The sequence below is a fragment of the Pseudomonas sp. St386 genome, assembly GCF_018325865.1.
In the GTDB taxonomy this organism is placed as follows: domain Bacteria; phylum Pseudomonadota; class Gammaproteobacteria; order Pseudomonadales; family Pseudomonadaceae; genus Aquipseudomonas; species Aquipseudomonas brassicacearum.
In genome coordinates this window covers 226,120-243,509 of record NZ_AP021900.1, presented here as the reverse complement: position 1 = coordinate 243,509, position 17,390 = coordinate 226,120, and the positions used below count along the sequence as shown (strand labels likewise).

The window sequence follows — 17,390 nt, the reverse complement described above, 5'->3', positions numbered from 1 at the left end:
CCGCGAGATTTTGACGGCTTGGCAATCTGTAACTAACGTTGGCTTGGATCCAATTGTCGTTACTATCAGTCAGGTGTTGTCGTGACACAAAAGCCCAAACCACTCAGCACTATCCAGGTCAACGGCCCCATCCCGGCTGACCAGGCTCGCTCGATCATCGAAGAGTCTCTGCGCGAGGCCATCCTCGATGGACGCCTGCCTTGCGGCACCGCCCTGCGCCAGCAGGAACTGGCCGACCTGTTCGGCGTGAGCCGCATGCCGGTGCGCGAGGCATTGCGCCAGCTCGAAGCGCAGTCACTGCTCAATGTGGTTCAGCACAAGGGCGCCGTGGTGGCGCCGTTGATCACCAACAATGCGGTAGAAACCTACGCCCTGCGCTCGGTCCTGGAATCGTTCGCCTTGCGCCTGTCCATTCCACTGCTAGATGACAACGACCTGGCACTGGCCGCCCAGTACATCGAACAGCTGGAAACGGAAACCGATCACGCCCAGATCGGCAAGCTCAACCGGCTGTTCCACATGTCGCTTTATCACAAGGCACCCAACAGCAAGCTGCTGGACCTGATCGAGCGCGAGCTCAATGAAGAAGAGCGCTTCCTGCGTTTTCATCTGTCATCCATGGGGCTGGGCAAGTTGAGCCAGGACGATCATCGCGCGCTGCTCGACGCCGCGCGTGCCAAGGACATCGATAACGCCGTCGTATTGCTGGAGCGACACCTGGAAAAAGCCTCGGTCACCATGCGCCGGTACCTGGAACAGTCGTCGAATCTTTGATCCCACCTCGACGGTCCAGCCGGCGTAAAAACTTCTTACATATCCTTCCGACTCACTTGTCGCCTGCGCGGCGCGGCTTGGCCGTGGCCGCGACTCGTCGTCCCATCAGTTCAATGGCACTGCCATCGATTTGGGCTCACTCTTGCGCTTGTCGATTCAAAACAGACCTGAAGAAGTCAACGCCTGGCTGAGGCCAGACGAATCGAAGCCAATACGCAAGGAGCGTCGTCCAACCGGCGGGATGATCGGATGTCCGACCGACGTCCTGCCCATAACATAAAACTTCTTAACTCCCCGATCCCTGAAGTGCTCCGAGTGAGGCATTCACTCGAACTATTCGATTCTGATACCCCTAAATCGGAAGGAGCTTCTTCGCCCAAATAAAACTTATATAAAAAGTTTTAACAGCCCTCTTCGCGCCCAATAAAACACTAACTTTAAATAATTAAAAAAGTACTTGCCGCTTACTTGTTTCATGTATTAGTTTTTTATTCGTCGCGTTACTGGCGACCCTTTCGACTTGCGACAAGCCAAGCAAATACTGGCATCCAAAGCCGAAATTACGATTAAAAGAGAATACTTAAGCCCCTTGGGCAATTCATGGATTCCGGTTCAGGCACCCGCTCGCCTTAATTAAATAACGAGCAACCTTCCGGACAAAATATCATTGATGAGGACGTTCCGATGCAGCCAACCAAAGAACAACTATCTCTAAAAAAACACGAACTTGGCCAACACCCGGTTTTTTCCGAGATTACATCAATCGATCTGTTACGCCGCTTTATGGAAAGCCATGTCTTTGCCGTCTGGGACTTCATGTCGCTGACCAAGCGGCTGCAACGCGAGCTCACCTGCGTCCACCTGCCCTGGCTGCCGCCGGCCGACCCGCACGCGGCACGCCTGATCAATGAAATCGTGCTGGGAGAAGAGTCGGATGACCGCCCCGGCGCAGGCTATTGCAGCCACTTCGAACTGTACCTGGACGCCATGCGGGAAATCGGTGCCGATACCCGCGCGATCGAGCAATTCATCACCCTGCAACAGGAAGGCGTCAGCCCCGAAACTGCGCTGGACAGCGTCGAGGTCGAACCGGCGGCGGCACGGTTTGTCCGCCAGACCTTGCACACCGCCCTGCACGCCCCGGCCCACAGCGTGGCAGCGGCCTTCGTGCATGGTCGCGAGAGTGTCATCCCGCAGATGTTCCAGCGCATGCTCGACGCTTGGGGCATTGGCCTGGATCAGGCGCCGACCTTTCGTTATTACCTGCAGCGGCACATCGAAGTCGATTCCGAAGACCATGGCCCGGCGGCAGAAAAGTTGTTGGCCCGGCTGATCGATGGCGACCCGCAGCGCGAAACCGAAGTACTGGTCGCCGCGCTCGCCGCTGTCCACAGCCGCGCGGCCTTGTGGGATGGCTTGCGCCAGAGCATGGCCCAGCCGGTTGCACAGGTGACGCCATGAACGCTGTCGAATACCAATCTTTCGCCGACGCCTGGGAAAGCCGCGCGACGATCCGTACCCGGCCACGGCGCCGGGTCGAAGACGACGACAAACTGATCTTCCCCATGAGCCGCCAGCCGCTGGTGCACAGCCAGACCTTCCTCAGCCACTGTCCGCAATTGCGCGACTTTGTGCTGGTGCAGAGCCTCTACAAGTTCATCAACGACGTGGTGATTTTCGAGACCGAACTGGTGGACCACACCGCCCGCCGCATCGCCAAGAACCGCTTCGGCATCGAATTCCCGTTCGCCTGCCGCTACGACGCGATGACCGTGGTGGTGGATGAGGATTATCACGCGCTGGTGGCGATGGACTTCATGCAGCAGACCATCGATATGACCGGCATCGAACCGATCCCGTTGCCGGGGCAGATCGAACTCAGCCGCGCGATACCGGCGACCCTGGCCCAGGCGCCGGAACATCTGCTCAGCGCCGTGGAACTGATCTGCATCGCCATCGCAGAGAACACCGTCACCAACGAAGTGGCGGCCTTCGCCCGGGACGACTCGGTCAAGGCCTCGATCAAGGGGCTGATGGCCGATCACTTGCTCGACGAGGGCCGGCACTCCGGTTTCTGGACGCGACTGGTGCAGATTTACTGGCGCACCGCGCCCGAAGAGGACCGCGCGGCGATTGCGCGCTTGATGCCCGGTTTCATCGTCCAGTACCTGGCGAGCGACCTGCAGCAAGCGTTCGACTTCGAGCTGATCGCCCACCTGCCCGTCGACGAATCGGTACGCCAGTCGCTGCGTGAAGAGGCCAGTGCGCTGGCCTACCCCATCAATCGTTTTCACCCGTTGGTGGGCAACATCACGCGCTTTTTCCGCAGCAGCTCGATGCTCGCGTCCCCCTGCGTACGCGACGCCCTCGCTGATTATCTGACTCCATGAGGACCTTTCGATGAAACGCCTCGAAATTGCAGTGTCTGGCACCAGCCAGGCCATGGCCGAACTGGCCCGGGAACTGGAGCTGCACGGCCATGGCATCGTGGATCGGCAATCGCCGGCCAACCACGGCGCGGTCGACCTGTTGATCGACGACGGTACGACACCGCGGGCCATTGAAGCCCTCTCATGCCTCCAGGTCCGCGTGGCGCTGCGCACGCTACCCGGCGAGGTATTGCCGCAACCGGTGGTGATATTCCGCGACGGCGCGCAGCGGCTGTTATGCCAGGAAGTGATTGCGCCGCAAAGCGATGGCAGCGGTCAGTCCCTGCGGTTGCGTACCCTGGCGACCGTGGTCGAGACCGGCGCACGGCTGGTCAGCCAGTTATCCCGGGATGACACCTGCTTCGATCACTGGCCGACGGTGCACGCTGACGCTGTCGACCAACCTCTGCTCGGGCTCGATGCACTGGAGCCGCTGGCGTTCGAGCACGGCCTCAATCGGCCGCCAGTGCACTGGCTGCTGGCCGCCGCCGATGTGCCGGTGATGCACAGCATCGAACAGCGCATGCTCGACGACGCGACGCAACCGGCCCTGTGGGTCGATGGACAACTCATCGACTACAAATCCTTGCGCCGCCTGGCGCTGAGGTTGCAGCAACCGATGCTGGAAATACTGCACCGAGCAGAACATGAGAAAGGATCTGCTGGAGAACCTGTGGGAGCAAGGCTTGCCCGCGATGAGGACACCGAGGTTCTCAACCCAACCGCGTCATCGTTCATCGGGGGCAAGCCTTCCTCCCACAGGCCTTCCTCCCACAGGCCTTCCTCCCACAGGCCTTCCTCCCACAAGGTGATCGGTGTCTGCCTGCCCAAGTCCGCGCACCTGTATGCGGCGATCCTGGCAGTGCTGGGCTGTGGGGCAGTGTACCTGCCACTGGACCCGCAGCACCCGGCGCAACGTCGGCGCTTCATCCTGGAAAATGCCCAGGCCGACCTGCTGCTGCACGACGGCGACAGCGATCTGGGCGACCTGTCGTTGCCAACGCTCAATGTCCAGCAACTGCCATCGCCCAAGCCCGGCATCCCGACCTCGTTGATCCGCCGCACAGTGGACAGCGACGAACCAGCCGTGGCGATCTACACCTCCGGCACCACCGGCCAGCCCAAGGGCGTGTTGCTCAGCCACCGCAACCTCAGTCACTTCTGTGCCTGGTACGGCGACTACGTCGGGTTGCAACGAGACAGCCGGGCGTTGCAGTTTTCCACCATCAACTTCGACGCGTCGCTGCTGGATATCCTCCCGACCTTCATCCACGGCGCCCTGCTGGTGGTGCCCAGCGAAGACCAGCGCCGCGATCCGCAGCAATTGGTCGCGTTGATTCACCAGCAGCACATCAGCCATGCCTTCCTGCCGCCTGCGCTGCTGAGCGTCATGCCCCTTGATACACCGTTGGGCCTGGCGCACCTGATCACCGGTGGCGATGTCTGCGAACCGTTCGTGATCGAACAGCTCGCGCCACAATGCCAGTTCCACAACATCTACGGCCCGACCGAAACCACGGTGCTGGCGACCACACGACAGTTCGGCGTCGGCGACAACAACCGCAACCTCGGCGTGCCCATCGCCAATGGCCGGGTGCTGATCCTGGACGAACAGTTGCAGCCGGTTCCCCAGGGTGTTCCCGGCGAGCTGTACATCGCCGGCCCGGGCGTCGGGCTGGGTTATCTGAACGACCCGACGCTGACCGCGACACGTTACCTCGACCTGACGCTGCCCACCGGGCAAACGCTGCGGGTCTATCGCACGGGTGATATCGGCCAGTGGACCGACAACGGCATCGAACTGTGTGGTCGGCGCGATAACCAGGTGAAGATCCGCGGTTTTCGGGTCGAGCCCGAGGAAATCGAGCACTGCCTGCGCGATAGCCAGTTGTTTCGCCAAGTGGCGGTGGGGGTCGATGAACGGCGGCGGATCCTGGCGTTCCTGGTTCATCCCGAGCACTCCGGTGACGCCCTCCAGGCGTTACGCGAGCATGTGCAGAACAGCTTGCCCAGCTACATGCACCCGGCCGCCTACGTCGAATTGCCGAGCCTGCCGTACACCAGCAACGGCAAGGTCGATCGCCGGGCCTTGCTCGCCATGGCGGTGCAGGTGCAGGTCGACGGCCAACGCCGGCAGCCGCAGAACGCCCTCGAGACACAACTGCAGCAACTGTGGGCCGAACTGCTTGAACTGCCGGTCGAGGACATCGCCACCGACGAAAGTTTCTTCAACCTCGGTGGGCATTCGATCCTGCTGTCGCGACTGCTGTTGAGCATCCGCCAGACGTTCGGCCGCAGCCTGTCGATCAATCGCTTCATCGAAGCACCGACGCTGATGACCTTGGCCAAGTTGCTGGACGATCCTGATCAAAACAGTGCATCGATCCTCAGCCCCCAGGCCTTCATCGATGCCGAGGCCGAGCTCAACCTCGATCCATTGCCCATCAGCCAATGCGGCGATGTGCACAAGGTGGTGGTGACCGGCGCCAACAGTTTTCTCGGCGTGCACATCGTCGAGGCACTGCTGGCCTGGGGCGCCACCGAAGTCGCGTGCCTGGTGCGCGCGAGCGCGGAACAAAGCGCGGCCGAGCGCTTCTCCCAAGCCCTTCAGGACAATCACCTGACCCACCTGGACCTGGACCGCGTCAGTGTGTACGCCGCCGACATTACTCAACCGCAACTGGGTTTGCCGGACGACGTCTACGCCCGCATCGACCGTACCTTCGGCGCGCTGGTGCACAACGCCGCCCACGTCAACCATGTGCTCGACTACGAGTCCCTGGCGCGGGACAACGTGGAGCCGATCTTCGAATGCCTGCGCCTGTGTGAAGGGCGCAGCAAGAAGATCTTCAACTTCGTCTCCACGCTTTCCGCCTCCAGTGCCCTGGACGCCGACGGCCAGGTGCTGGAACAGCCAGCCGCCAAGACGCCGCCGATCTACATCAAGAACGGCTACAACCTGTCCAAATGGGTCGGCGAACGGATCCTGCAACGGGCCCGGGATCGCGGGGTGTCGGTCAATCTGTTCCGCCCCGGCAACATCAGTTTCAACAGCCTGACCGGGGTCTGCCAGCCCCATAAAAATCGGTTGATGCTGATGCTCAAAGGCTCGATCCAGCTCGGCCAGGTGCCGGAGCTGTCCCTCAATTTCGACCTGATGCCGGTGGATTTCCTGGCCCGCTTCATCGCCTTCCACGCCAGCCGCTACCAGCCGACGCAAGCGGTGTTCAACCTGCACAACCCGCAGCCTTTGAGCTGGGACGCTTACGTCGCCTCGTTTCGCGACAGCGGCCGGGAATTTTCGTTGGTCAGCGTTGCCGAGTGGCAACGGCAATTGGCTCGGGTCGATGCCGACAACGCGTTGTTTGGCGTATTGGGTTTCTACCTCAACGGCTTCGAGGAAGACATCGGCGATATCTCGCTGATCAGCCACGACAACGCCCGCGCCGGCGTGCGGCAGATGGGCGCCAGCTACCCGGAAAAGTCCCCGGCCCTGCTGCGTCGCGGCGCCGATTACCTCAAGGCCATCGACTTCATCTGAAACACCCTCAACCCAAAGCAAGGAGCAAGACCATGAGTGCATTTCAACCCGACACCCTGATCAAAAACCCCCAAGCCTGCCAGGTCGAAACCTCGGTGGAGGTCGCGGCCGACGCGGCGCGCGTCTGGGACGTGGTGGGTGATTTTGGCGGATTCAACCATTTCATTCCGGCACTGGAGCACATCGAAATGACCGGCGAGGGTGTGAGGTCCCTGCGCAAGAAATTCTTCCGCGATGGGCAGAACCTGGTGGTGGAACAGCTCAACAGCCGCGACGACCAGGCCATGCACATGACCTGGACGCTGATCTACAACACCCTGGGCATCGACAACCTGTGGGCAGCCATGCGCGTCGAACCCCTGGCGGACAACCGCTGCCGTGCCACCTGGACCATCATCGCCGACCACACCGACGCCCACACGCCGGCGGGCTTCCGGGATTTCCTCCAGGGCTTCGCCGATGAGGCGATGGGGAATGTGCAGGGGATGTTCCCCGAGGCATAACCTGCTCCAGGGTGGCCTTGAGACTCAGGGCCACCACCAAACCTATGTGTGTGGGCTTGCTCGCGAAAGCGGTGGGTCTGTGTCGGCGATGTTGACTGGATGGCCGCCATCGCGAGCAGGCTCGCTCCCACAGTTTTGGTTCCGGGGTTGAATGCAAAATGCCGACCCACCGCCAGTCCCCTGTGGGAGCGAGCTTGCTCGCGATGGCGGTGGGTCGGCTTGCGACTGGGTCAGATCTTGAAGCTGTCCACCAGTTGCTTCAGTCGATTGGCCTGTTGCGACAAGGCATCGCAATCCTTCAGGGTTTCATTGAGGTTGGCCACGCTTTGCTGGTTCAGCAGGTTGATGTGGCTGACGTCCATGTTGAGGGTTTCAACCACAGCGGTCTGCTCTTCGGTCGCAGCAGCCACCGACTGGTTCATGCCGTCGATCTCACCGATACGCTGCGTCACGCTGACCAGTCGCAGGCCGGCCTGGTTGGCCACTTCCACGCTTTCTTCGCTGGACGTCTGGCTGGCGTTCATCGTAGTCACCGCTTCACGGGAGCCGATTTGAAGCGAGGTAATCATCTTGTGGATTTCTTCCGCCGACTCCTGGGTGCGATGCGCCAGGTTGCGCACTTCATCGGCCACCACCGCAAAACCACGCCCGGCTTCACCGGCACGGGCCGCTTCGATGGCCGCGTTCAGGGCCAGCAGGTTGGTTTGCTGGGAGATGCCCTTGATCACGTCCAGGATGTGGCCGATGTTGTCGGTGCTGGCGTTCAGGGTTTCGATCTGGGTGCACGAAAGGCTGATTTTCTGCGATAGCTCGGTCATGGCCTGGATGGTTTTTTCCACCACCTGGCGACCGTCATCGGCCTGCTCGCTGGCACCGCTGGCATGTTGCGAGGCATCGGCGGCATTGCGGGCGATTTCCTGGGTCGCGGCGCCCAACTCGTTGATGGCCGCAGCCACGCTGTTGGTGCGAGCGCTCTGCTCATCCGAGCCGACGAGCGAAGCGTTGGACGAGGTCATCACCCGCTGCGACAGGTCATGCACCTGGCGAGTGGCGGAAGACACTTCCGAGATCGACGCGTGAATCCGCTCCACGAACTGGTTGAACGAGCCACCCAGCACCGCGAACTCATCCTTGCCCTGCACCACCAGGCGCCGGGTCAGGTCGCCTTCGCCCTGGGCGATGTCCTGCATGGCACGGCCCATGGTGGTCAACGGACGCATCAGCACCTGGATCAACAGGCTCAGCAGCAACGCAATGGCCGCCACCGCGACAAACATCGCAATCAGCGCAGACGTACGGAACTGGCTCAACGGCGCGTAGGCCTTGGCCTTGTCGATCGACAGGCCGATGTACCACTCGGCGTTCGGCAGGCCGGTAACCGGGGTGAACGAAAGGATACGGTCCTGCCCGTTCAGCTCAACCTCCTGGATACCCTTGCCAATGCGCACCGGGGTACCGGGGTAGATGTCCTTGAGGTTCTTCATCACCTGGTCTTTATCCGGGCTGACGATTACCTGACCGTCGCCGCTGACCAGGAACGCATGGCCGATACCACCGAAGTCCACGGAGTTGATGATTTTCACCAGGGTTTCCAGGCTCAGGTCGCCGCCCACCACGCCGAGCAGTTCGCCGTTGTGCTTCACCGGCAGGGCAACGGTCACCACCAGGCCACCCACCGCCGCCAGGTAAGGCGGGGTCAGCATGGTTTTATCGGCGGTCACCGCCTGTTTGTACCAGGGGCGCTGACGCGGGTCGTAGCCGTCAGGCATTTTGGCGTCCGGGCGCTGGGTGAAGACGCCGTTGGCCTGGCCCACATAAGTGAACTGGAAGTTCGAGGTCAGCGCCGGCTGATCGACCAGCCCCGGCAGATCGGCAGTAGCGCCCTGGTGCGCGATGTTTTGCGCCAGGTTTTCCAGTACCAGTATCCGGCCACTCATCCAGTTCTGGATGCTGCTGGCCGTCAGGTCGCCGGATTGCTCGATGGACGACTCAAGGCTGCTGCCGATGGTGTTGCGCTGCAAATAATCGTTGTAGAGCGTGAACAGGGCAAAAGCCAGGACCACCACACCAGAGGCGGCAAGAAGGATTTTGTGGCTGAACTTTAGATTCATTGATGAGGCTTCTTATGCAAGGAGTGGGGGTGCATTCCAGATTTGCAACGTTCCATGTAACAGTGCGAGCGGTTATCAATCCGCTCCACTTTGGTGCACACGTACAAGTCTGTCGGCAAACCTGTACAAATAATTAGGGATGCGAAGAAATAGCCGACGGGAGGACACGGCGAGCGAACGGTGGTTGCAAATTCGCCGACGGCTGATGACAATGCGACCTATTATCATTTGTAACATCCAGGCCGTTGCGTCCATGTCATCTCCCGAGTTTGCAGTACAGGCGCTCTACAGCCGTCATCACGGCTGGCTCAATACGTGGCTGCGCACCCGCCTGGGCAACGCCGCCGATGCCGCGGACCTGGCCCAAGACACCTTCATGCGCCTGTTGCAGCGTAGCGAACGCCTGGAGCTTCGCGCCCCACGCGCCTTTTTGCGCACCATCGCCCAAGGCCTGGTGATCGACCATTGGCGTCGAGCGGAAATCGAACGCGCCTACCTGGAAACCATAGCTCACCTGCCGGAAGCCGAAACCCCTGGTGCTGAAGCACAGGCCCTGATTCTGGAACTGCTCGAAGCCATCGCCAGGATGCTCGAAGGCCTCAAGCCAAAAGTGCGCAGGGCCTTTCTGTTGGCCCAGTGCGAAGGCCTGACGTACAAGCAGATTGCCGAACAGATGGGCATTTCGTTGCGCTCGGTGGAACGCTACGTCGCCGATGCGCTGTACCACTGCTATGTGTTGCGCTATGAAAGCTGAGCCGGCGGAGCACTTGCAGAGCCGACGCAACGGCCCGTCGCAACAGGTGGTCAGGCAGGCGATCAACTGGCTGCTGCGCCTGCGCAATCACACCACCCACCCGACCCTGCGCCAACAGTGCGACACCTGGCGCGCCGCCCACCCGGAACACGAACTGGCCTGGCAACGGGTGCAATCGCTGCACAGTGAATTGACCTCCAACCTGCGGGCCGTGCCCGGTGCTCATGTCGCCCTGGATACCCTGGAAAACAGCGCCCAGCGCCTCAGTCGTCGCCAGGCCCTGAAGTTGTTGTCGGGCGTCGCACTTGTGGGCTGCGCGGCATGGCTGGGCAAGGACCTGGGCTGGCAGCCGTGGAATGCCGATTTCGCCACCGCCACCGGTGAGCGCCGAGGCTTCCAGCTGCCGGACGGCACGCGGCTAGAGCTCAATACCCACAGCGCCGCCAACCTGGATTTCAGCGCCCGGCAGCGCCTGATTACCCTGGCCCGCGGCGAAATCATGGTCACCTGTGGCCGCGACCCGGGGCGCCCGCTGCGGGTACAAAGCCGCCATGGCCTGTTCGAAGGCCTGGAAGGGCGCTTCGTCGTGCGCCAGGACAGCGACTGCACACGCTTGAGCGTCACCAGCGGCCGGGTGGTTATCCGTTCGCACCCAAACAGCGATGGCACACCCATTCAGGTCGAGGCCGGGCAAAGCTACCTGGTCACCACATCGACGGCGACCCTGGCGCCGCCGCTGGACATGGACGCAGGCGCCTGGGCCGACGGCTTGATCGTCACGCGCAACATGCGCCTGGCAGACTTTCTCAACGAAGTAGGACGCTACCGCCCAGGCTATTTGAACTGCGCGGCGTCGATTGCCGACCTGCGCTTGTCGGGGGTTTTTCGTTTGGAGGACACCGACAAATTGCTCGCCGTCCTGCCACGCACGCTCCCCGTGCAAGTCCGTTATCGAACCCGTTGGTGGATCACGGTGCAGCGCCTGGCTTGATTTTTTTTGGCGGGTTTCAGGCCGGCGTCCGGCTAGGACAGTAAGCACCCCTTATCTGCCTTCAGCGACTCCAACGGAACCTACAATGACTGAGCGCTTGCTTCTCAAGAACCCCTTCGGCTTCTCTGCGCAACCGGGCCTGTTGCGCCAGGCGATCCATGCAGCGCTGTTCTCCACTGCGCTTGGGGTCAGCGTCGTGCCGATGCTCGCGCTCGCCGCACAAAGCGGCGTGACCGCCAGCCGTCAGGGCTACAACATCACCCCCGGCCCACTGAGCGACGTACTGAACCAGTTCGCCCGCCAGGCCGGGATCACCCTGGCAAGCACGCCGGCGCAAACCGGCGGCGTCCAGTCCCCGGGACTCAAGGGCGAGTACTCGCCCGACCAGGCCCTGAGCCAACTGCTCAGCGGCTCGGGGCTGGTTGCCGTCAGCCAGGATGGCAGCAGCTACGTGCTGCAAACCCAGACCGCTGGCAGCACGCTGGAACTGCCGACCACCGACATCAAGGGCTTCGCCCTGGGTAACGCCCTGGGCAGCATGGAAGGCTACAACGCCACCCACAGCCAGGTCGCCACCAAGACCAGTACCGCCCTGCGCGAAACCTCCCAGAGCGTGTCCGTGGTCACCCGCGAACAAATGGACGACCAGGGCGCGCAAACCGTGTCCCAGGCCATGCGCTACACCCCCGGCGTGCTGACCAACCCCTACGGTGCGACCCATCGCTACGACTACGTGGCGATGCGCGGTTTCAACGACGGCTCGGTGGATAACATCTACCTCGACGGCCTCAAGTCCATGGGCGACAGCGGCACCTACAGCTCGATGCAGGTCGATCCGTACTTCCTGGAGCGGGTCGACATTCTCAAGGGTCCGTCCTCGGTGCTCTACGGCCGCAGCTCGCCCGGCGGCCTGGTAGCGCTCACCAGCAAGAAGCCACAGTACGAGGCCTATCACCAGATCCAGGCCACGGTCGGTACCCAGGGCCAACGCGGCATGGGCTTCGACTTCACTGGCCCCGTGGATGACGACAAACGCATCACCTATCGCCTGATCGGCCTGGCGGACACCTCCGACACCCAGTTCGACCACAACAAGGAAAAACGCTTCGCCCTCGCGCCCACGGTGAACATCGACTTCAGCGAGGACACCTCGCTGACCCTGCAAGCCTACCTGCAGCATGACCCCGACGGCGGCTACCACGGTGGCATGCCGGCCGACGGCACCTTGCATCAGCGCAACGGCCGGCGGATCTCCGAAAGCTTCTTCGAAGGCGAGCCTGGCGTCGACGGTTACGAACGCGACCAGCAGTCGTTCGGCTACCAGTTCGAGCACCGTTTCAACGATGTCTTCACCGCCCGGCAGAACTTCCGCTACCTGGACTCCCAAGTCACCAACGATCAGGTCTACGCCTATGGCTGGACCACGCCCACCAGCAACGAGCTGAACCGCTACTACACCGGCGCCGAAGAAAAGCTCCACTCCTTCATCGTCGACAACATGCTGCAAGCCGAATTTTTTACCGGCGCGACCAAGCACACCGTGCTGATGGGGGTCGACTACCAGCGGCGCAAAACCGTGGTCGACTGGACCAGCGGCAGCCTCGCGCCGATCAATGCCTTAGACCCGACCTACGGCAACTCGACCATCACCTACTTCAGCCCCACCAGTTACCTGCGGCGCCTGGAGCAGACCGGCGTGTATCTGCAAGACCTGGTGGAAATGGACAAATGGCGCTTCTCCCTCGGCCTGCGCCAGGACTGGGTCCGAACCTCGGATGAAAACCGCATCGCCGAATTTGGCCGCCCGGAAGGCACCGAGATCAACGACAAACGCACCAAGCTCACGGGCCGCGCCGGGGCGCTGTACCTGTTCGACAACGGCCTGGCGCCGTACATCAGCTACTCCGAGTCGTTCAATCCGAACTCCTACGCAGACAGCGCCGGCAACCCACTGCCGCCGACCGATGGCAAGCAATGGGAACTGGGCCTGAAGTATCAGCCGCCGGGCACCGATGACCTGTACACCGCCTCGCTGTTTCGCATCGACCAGGAAAACCTGGCGACCAAACTGCCCCAGGAAAACTTCTACCGCGCCGTCGGGGCCGTGCGCTCCCAGGGCCTGGAACTGGAAGCGCACCTGCAGCTGACCGAACAATTCAAAGTGCTGGGCAGCTACACCTTCACCGACATCGAATACTCGAAATCGATGATCAGCACCTTGAGCACCACCACCGACATCATCGAAAACAAGGGCAACTCACCGACCCAGGCCCCGCGCCACATGGCTTCGGTCTGGGCTGACTACAAGTTCGACAGCGGCGCCCTCGACGGCCTGCGCCTGGGTGGCGGCGTGCGCTATGTCGGCTACAGCTGGGCCGATGCGGAGAACACCATGAAGGTGCCGTCCTACACGTTGTTCGATGCCTCGGCGGGGTATGACCTGGGCAAGGTCGGCTTGAAGGGCGTGGACGTGCGCCTGAACGCGAACAACCTGACCAACGAAACCTACGTCGCTTCGTGCGCCAGCCTGAGCTATTGCTACATGGGTGAAGAGCGCAATGTGGCGGCGACGGTGAGTTATCAGTTCTAACCTGTTCCTCAGATCGATCGTTCCCACGCTCCCGCGTGGGAACGTCGCCAGGGACGCTCCGCGTTCCGCTTCTGGAGTGTGACGCGGAGCGTCACGGGATGCGTTCCCACGCAGAGCATGGGAACGATCAGACCCGAACCGTATCCCCTTCCTCCCGCACCACACCCTCTTCCCGCACAAACCGGTTCGCCCGTTCAAACGTGCCAAAATCATTGAACCGCACACCCATCTCGCGCATCACCTCATGCGCCACCGGCACCGTCAGTTGACGAATGTAGAACGGCTCCTTCACCACGAAATGATGAATGCCGTGACTGCTGCCGAAGTTGAAGCAGAACGCCTGCAACGGCCACAGCCACCAGGGGTTGAGCACCTGGGTCTGCTGGATGACATTGCCCGGCTCGATGTCGCCGTAGTAGTGCATGTTCGAGCTGACGAAATGCAGGCAAAAGGTGCGCAACACGTTCGGGCCGATGATCACCACCGCGGCGATGTCGATCACGTGCATAACCGCCAGCGTTGTGGACGACCAATCAATTGAAGTCCCCAGCAGACTGGCGATGCCGTTGGCCCCATGAAAACCGAGAAACACATACCAGGCGCCCCAGTGCAGCAACGCCAGCGGGAAATACACCTTCAGCGTACGCTTGAGAATGCTGCGCTTGTGCGCCCAGGTCTTGGCCCGCAGCAGGCGGATGAAGGCCGACATCACGTTGTCCCCGACCATCAGCAACCGCGCCAGTCCCCAGGGCTCGCCGTTGGTGATGGCCCGCTCTTCCATGTCGGCCTCGCTGCCGGACACCTTGTGATGGTTGAGGTGCAGGTGGCGACGGATCCACGGATTGATCGTGCTCGGCCGCGCCAGCCACACCAGGCCCATCATCAAGTTGTGGGGCAGGCGCTGCTTGCGAAAATACATGCTGTGGATCAGGTCGTGTTCCAGCTCGTGGGTCAGGGACGCGAAAAACGCGTTGAGCAACAGGCACGCCCACCCGGCCAGGTGACCGTTGATGTAGAGCAGCGCCGAACCGATCATCCCGGCCAGGGCGAACGCCAGGATGCCCGCGCCCAACGCATCCTGGTGGCGCAGGATCGGATAGCGCTGGCGCAATTCTTCGCCCCGGGCCAGGACCACCTGGCGAATATGGGCCGATCGTTGTTGTGCATTCAATCGCTCGGGGCTTGCGCAAGTGCCGTGCATGGCTTACATCCTCTGTTAGAGATGTGCTCATCCTGCCGGGCGTAGTCCCACGGGGTGGTAGCCGTAAACGCCAACCTGTTGACCGCAAGCGCCAATCGTCATGACTGAACCCACCTCCCTTGCCAGCTGGACCCGCGCCCTGCGCAAACAGCTCGATGCGTTGGGCCTGGACAGCCACGCCTTGTGCGTCGAGGCCGGCCTCGACCCGCAATGGATGGACGACCCGAACGCCCGTTACCCGCTCTCGGCCACTACCCGCCTGTGGGCATTGGCCGTGCAGGCCAGCGGCGACCCGGCCATCGGCCTGCGGGTGTCGCGCTTCGTCAGCCCCACCACGTTTCACGCACTGGGTTATGCCTTGGTGGCGAGCGGCAGCCTGCGGGAAGTGTTCGAACGGATCGTGCGCTACCACCCGGTGGTCAGCGATGCACTGACCCTCCAACTGATCCGCGCAGAGGACCGCTATCGCTTTAGCCTCGAGGTGCCGCCGGGCCGACCGGTGCCAGCCTTTGAAGCCATCGACGCGTTCACGGCGATTTACGTGCGCACCTGTCGCAACCGCCTCGGCCGTGATTACGCACCGCTGGCGGTGTACCTGCGGCGCCCGGAACCGGCGGACCCCAGCCCCTGGCACAAAGTGTTCCGCTCGCCGGTGCATTTCGGCGCCGCGCAGGATTGCCTGGAGTTCAACCTCGCTGATTTCGACAGCCATCTGGACGACGCCAACCCGGAACTGGCCGAACACAACGAAACCGTGCTCGAACGCACCCTCGCCCAGCTCAAGCCGCTGACCTGGGAGCGCAAGGTACGTTCGGCCATCGAGGCCCAATTGCCCGAAGGCGAGCCCAGCGCCGAACGCATCGCCCAAGCCATGCACCTGAGCCTGCGCAGCCTGCAACGGCACCTGGCCGACGAAGGCTGCCGTTTCGACGCCCTGCTCAACGAGTGCCGGGAGAATCTGGCGCTGCTGCACCTGCGGGATCCGAATTGCTCGCTGAGCGAAGTCAGCTACCTGTTGGGTTTTGCCGATGCCAGCAGCTTCAGCCGCGCATTCAAGCGCTGGACCGGGATGACGCCAGGGCAGTTTCGGGAAGGGTTGCGCTAGGGATTTGCAGTGCCTGGGCTGCCGCCAATCGCGAGCAAGCTCGCTCCCAAAAGGTTCAGATCGGGTTCAGGGCGTGGTCAGGGCCCGCAACCGCTCGATGTCGAGGATTTCGATCTCGCCGTAACCCAGGTGCAGGATGCCCTGGGCCTGCAGGTCCTTGAGGATCTGGTTGGTGGTCTGGCGTGACAGCGCGAGCATCAGCGCCAGTTGTTCCTGGGGCAGTTGCAGGACCCGGCGGGCCGGTTCGATTTCACCGTAGCCTTCGGCGATCAGCAGCAGGCGGTGGGCCACGCGGGCCGGGGCGGGCATCAGGCTCAGGTGTTCGAGGTTGATGAAGGTCAGGCGCAGTTTGTGGCTCATCAATAATGCAAGATGCCGCCAGTGGATCGGCTGCTCTTGCAGGAATGCCAGCAACGGCGCCTGGGGCACGTGCAGAAGCGTACATTGACCGACAACCACCGCATCATGAGTGCGCGGCTGGCCATCGAACAGGCAGATTTCACCGAACCAGTGGGGCGCCTCTACCACGCTCAGCAACGCCTCCTTGCCCTGTTCGTTCACCGCACCGACGCGCACCGCGCCCTCCAGCACGGCATACAGCCCGCACGGTGGGTCGCCACGCTGGAACAACCGATGCCCCGGCGGCAGGCGGCGCACCCGCGCCATGCCCAGCAGACTATTGTGTAACTCAACAGGCAGATGGCTGTACCAGTGGCCGGCCATCAGGTGTGAGTGCCAGGGATGCGAATTCATGGAAACTCCGGGACAAGTGTCGGCTAACTGACAGAACGCCTTGTGGTACCTGGGCATCATGCAGGCATCACCTCAGGAGGAACAACAATGAAAAGCCTCGTCGATCATCTCAGTCAATACGCCGCCTATCATCGCGACCCGCGCAACATCGCCAGCCATTTCATCGGTATCCCGCTGATCTTCGTCGCCGTCGCCGTGCTGCTGTCACGGCCCGGCTGGCCAGTGGGCGCAGTCCTCGTGTCGCCGGCGCTGCTGGTGGCCGTGGCCAGTGCCTGGTTCAACCTGCGCCTGGAGTTGCGCCTGGGGGTGTTGATGACGGGGCTGCTGGGCCTGGCGCTATGGCTGGGCCAGGTGCTCGCCGCGCAAAGCACCCTGGTGTGGCTGGGCAGTGGCCTGGGGATGTTCGTGGTGGGTTGGGTGATCCAGTTCGTCGGTCACTATTACGAAGGCCGCAAGCCGGCGTTCGTCGACGACCTCACCGGGCTGATTGTCGGGCCGCTGTTTGTGGTAGTGGAAGCGGGTTTTCTGCTGGGGCTTCGCGGCGAACTGAAGCAGGCCATCGAAGAGCGCGTCGGGCCGGTGGCGTTGCGCAACCAGCGCTCGGCCGCCTGAAAACACCGCAATACCCCGCCTCCCCC

At 62.1% G+C, this 17,390-nt stretch carries 13 protein-coding genes; 10 read left to right on the top strand and 3 right to left on the bottom strand.

Annotation, left to right across the window (positions count from 1 at the left end):
• The first annotated feature begins 81 nt into the window (after window positions 1–81).
• From KI235_RS01110 to KI235_RS01090, 5 genes are all read left to right on the top strand, one after another.
• Window positions 82–774 (top strand): GntR family transcriptional regulator, encoded by a 693-nt coding sequence (locus KI235_RS01110; RefSeq protein ID WP_003196536.1) that lies wholly within the window; start codon window positions 82–84, stop codon window positions 772–774.
• A gap of 684 nt (window positions 775–1,458) precedes the next feature.
• Window positions 1,459–2,235, top strand: a complete 777-nt coding sequence (locus KI235_RS01105) for a DUF3050 domain-containing protein (RefSeq protein WP_003196534.1) — start codon at window positions 1,459–1,461, stop codon at window positions 2,233–2,235.
• Entirely contained in the window at window positions 2,232–3,164 is a 933-nt protein-coding gene (locus KI235_RS01100) for a diiron oxygenase (protein ID WP_003196532.1), read from the top strand. Before KI235_RS01105 ends, KI235_RS01100 begins: the two co-directional genes overlap by 4 nt.
• Window positions 3,165–3,174: 10 nt before the next feature.
• On the top strand, window positions 3,175–6,744 hold the full coding sequence (locus KI235_RS01095; RefSeq protein WP_212795442.1) for a non-ribosomal peptide synthetase: 3,570 nt from the start codon (window positions 3,175–3,177) through the stop codon (window positions 6,742–6,744).
• A gap of 32 nt (window positions 6,745–6,776) precedes the next feature.
• Entirely contained in the window at window positions 6,777–7,247 is a 471-nt protein-coding gene (locus KI235_RS01090) for an SRPBCC family protein (protein ID WP_003196529.1), read from the top strand.
• Window positions 7,248–7,477: 230 nt separating this feature from the next.
• On the opposite strand, the gene KI235_RS01085 is transcribed toward KI235_RS01090, so the two are convergent.
• Window positions 7,478–9,358 (bottom strand): methyl-accepting chemotaxis protein, encoded by a 1,881-nt coding sequence (locus tag KI235_RS01085; RefSeq protein ID WP_003196528.1) that lies wholly within the window; start codon window positions 9,356–9,358, stop codon window positions 7,478–7,480.
• Window positions 9,359–9,611: 253 nt separating this feature from the next.
• Between KI235_RS01085 and KI235_RS01080 the strand changes: the two genes are divergently transcribed.
• The 3 genes from KI235_RS01080 (at window position 9,612) to KI235_RS01070 (ending at window position 13,693) form a co-directional block, all read left to right on the top strand.
• Complete coding sequence (locus KI235_RS01080; RefSeq protein ID WP_003196525.1) at window positions 9,612–10,112, top strand: sigma-70 family RNA polymerase sigma factor; 501 nt, start codon at window positions 9,612–9,614, stop codon at window positions 10,110–10,112.
• Entirely contained in the window at window positions 10,102–11,103 is a 1,002-nt protein-coding gene (locus KI235_RS01075; RefSeq protein WP_033063711.1) for a FecR family protein, read from the top strand. The genes KI235_RS01080 and KI235_RS01075 overlap by 11 nt, the downstream gene beginning before the upstream one ends.
• A gap of 85 nt (window positions 11,104–11,188) precedes the next feature.
• Window positions 11,189–13,693 carry a TonB-dependent siderophore receptor gene (locus tag KI235_RS01070; protein WP_212795441.1) on the top strand — a complete coding sequence of 835 codons (2,505 nt, stop codon included), beginning with the start codon at window positions 11,189–11,191 and terminating at the stop codon, window positions 13,691–13,693.
• 127 nt (window positions 13,694–13,820) lie between these two features.
• Here KI235_RS01070 and KI235_RS01065 read toward each other — a convergent pair whose 3' ends face one another.
• On the bottom strand, window positions 13,821–14,894 hold the full coding sequence (locus KI235_RS01065; protein ID WP_028237215.1) for a fatty acid desaturase: 1,074 nt from the start codon (window positions 14,892–14,894) through the stop codon (window positions 13,821–13,823).
• 100 nt (window positions 14,895–14,994) lie between these two features.
• On the opposite strand from KI235_RS01065, the gene KI235_RS01060 reads away from it, so the two are divergent.
• Window positions 14,995–15,999: an AraC family transcriptional regulator gene (locus KI235_RS01060; protein WP_003196518.1), complete on the top strand. Its 1,005-nt coding sequence runs from the start codon at window positions 14,995–14,997 to the stop codon at window positions 15,997–15,999.
• 66 nt (window positions 16,000–16,065) lie between these two features.
• Here the strand turns inward: KI235_RS01060 and KI235_RS01055 are convergent, their stop codons facing one another.
• Window positions 16,066–16,752: a Crp/Fnr family transcriptional regulator gene (locus KI235_RS01055; protein WP_003196516.1), complete on the bottom strand. Its 687-nt coding sequence runs from the start codon at window positions 16,750–16,752 to the stop codon at window positions 16,066–16,068.
• 87 nt (window positions 16,753–16,839) lie between these two features.
• Between KI235_RS01055 and KI235_RS01050 the strand changes: the two genes are divergently transcribed.
• The gene (locus KI235_RS01050) at window positions 16,840–17,364 is read left to right on the top strand and encodes an Mpo1-like protein (protein ID WP_212795440.1); all 525 of its coding nucleotides are present in this window, start codon (window positions 16,840–16,842) and stop codon (window positions 17,362–17,364) included.
• The last annotated feature ends 26 nt before the right edge of the window (window positions 17,365–17,390 follow it).

Bases quoted from the DNA above. Each gene is read 5' to 3' on its own strand.
- KI235_RS01105 (WP_003196534.1), top strand. From the start codon at position 1,459: ATGCAGCCAACCAAAGAACAACTATCTCTAAAAAAACACGAACTTGGC.
- KI235_RS01100 (WP_003196532.1), top strand. From the start codon at position 2,232: ATGAACGCTGTCGAATACCAATCTTTCGCCGACGCCTGGGAAAGCCGC.
- KI235_RS01095 (WP_212795442.1), top strand. From the start codon at position 3,175: ATGAAACGCCTCGAAATTGCAGTGTCTGGCACCAGCCAGGCCATGGCC.
- KI235_RS01090 (WP_003196529.1), top strand. From the start codon at position 6,777: ATGAGTGCATTTCAACCCGACACCCTGATCAAAAACCCCCAAGCCTGC.
- KI235_RS01085 (WP_003196528.1), bottom strand. From the start codon at position 9,358: ATGAATCTAAAGTTCAGCCACAAAATCCTTCTTGCCGCCTCTGGTGTG.
- KI235_RS01080 (WP_003196525.1), top strand. From the start codon at position 9,612: ATGTCATCTCCCGAGTTTGCAGTACAGGCGCTCTACAGCCGTCATCAC.
- KI235_RS01075 (WP_033063711.1), top strand. From the start codon at position 10,102: ATGAAAGCTGAGCCGGCGGAGCACTTGCAGAGCCGACGCAACGGCCCG.
- KI235_RS01070 (WP_212795441.1), top strand. From the start codon at position 11,189: ATGACTGAGCGCTTGCTTCTCAAGAACCCCTTCGGCTTCTCTGCGCAA.
- KI235_RS01065 (WP_028237215.1), bottom strand. From the start codon at position 14,894: ATGCACGGCACTTGCGCAAGCCCCGAGCGATTGAATGCACAACAACGA.
- KI235_RS01060 (WP_003196518.1), top strand. From the start codon at position 14,995: ATGACTGAACCCACCTCCCTTGCCAGCTGGACCCGCGCCCTGCGCAAA.
- KI235_RS01055 (WP_003196516.1), bottom strand. From the start codon at position 16,752: ATGAATTCGCATCCCTGGCACTCACACCTGATGGCCGGCCACTGGTAC.
- KI235_RS01050 (WP_212795440.1), top strand. From the start codon at position 16,840: ATGAAAAGCCTCGTCGATCATCTCAGTCAATACGCCGCCTATCATCGC.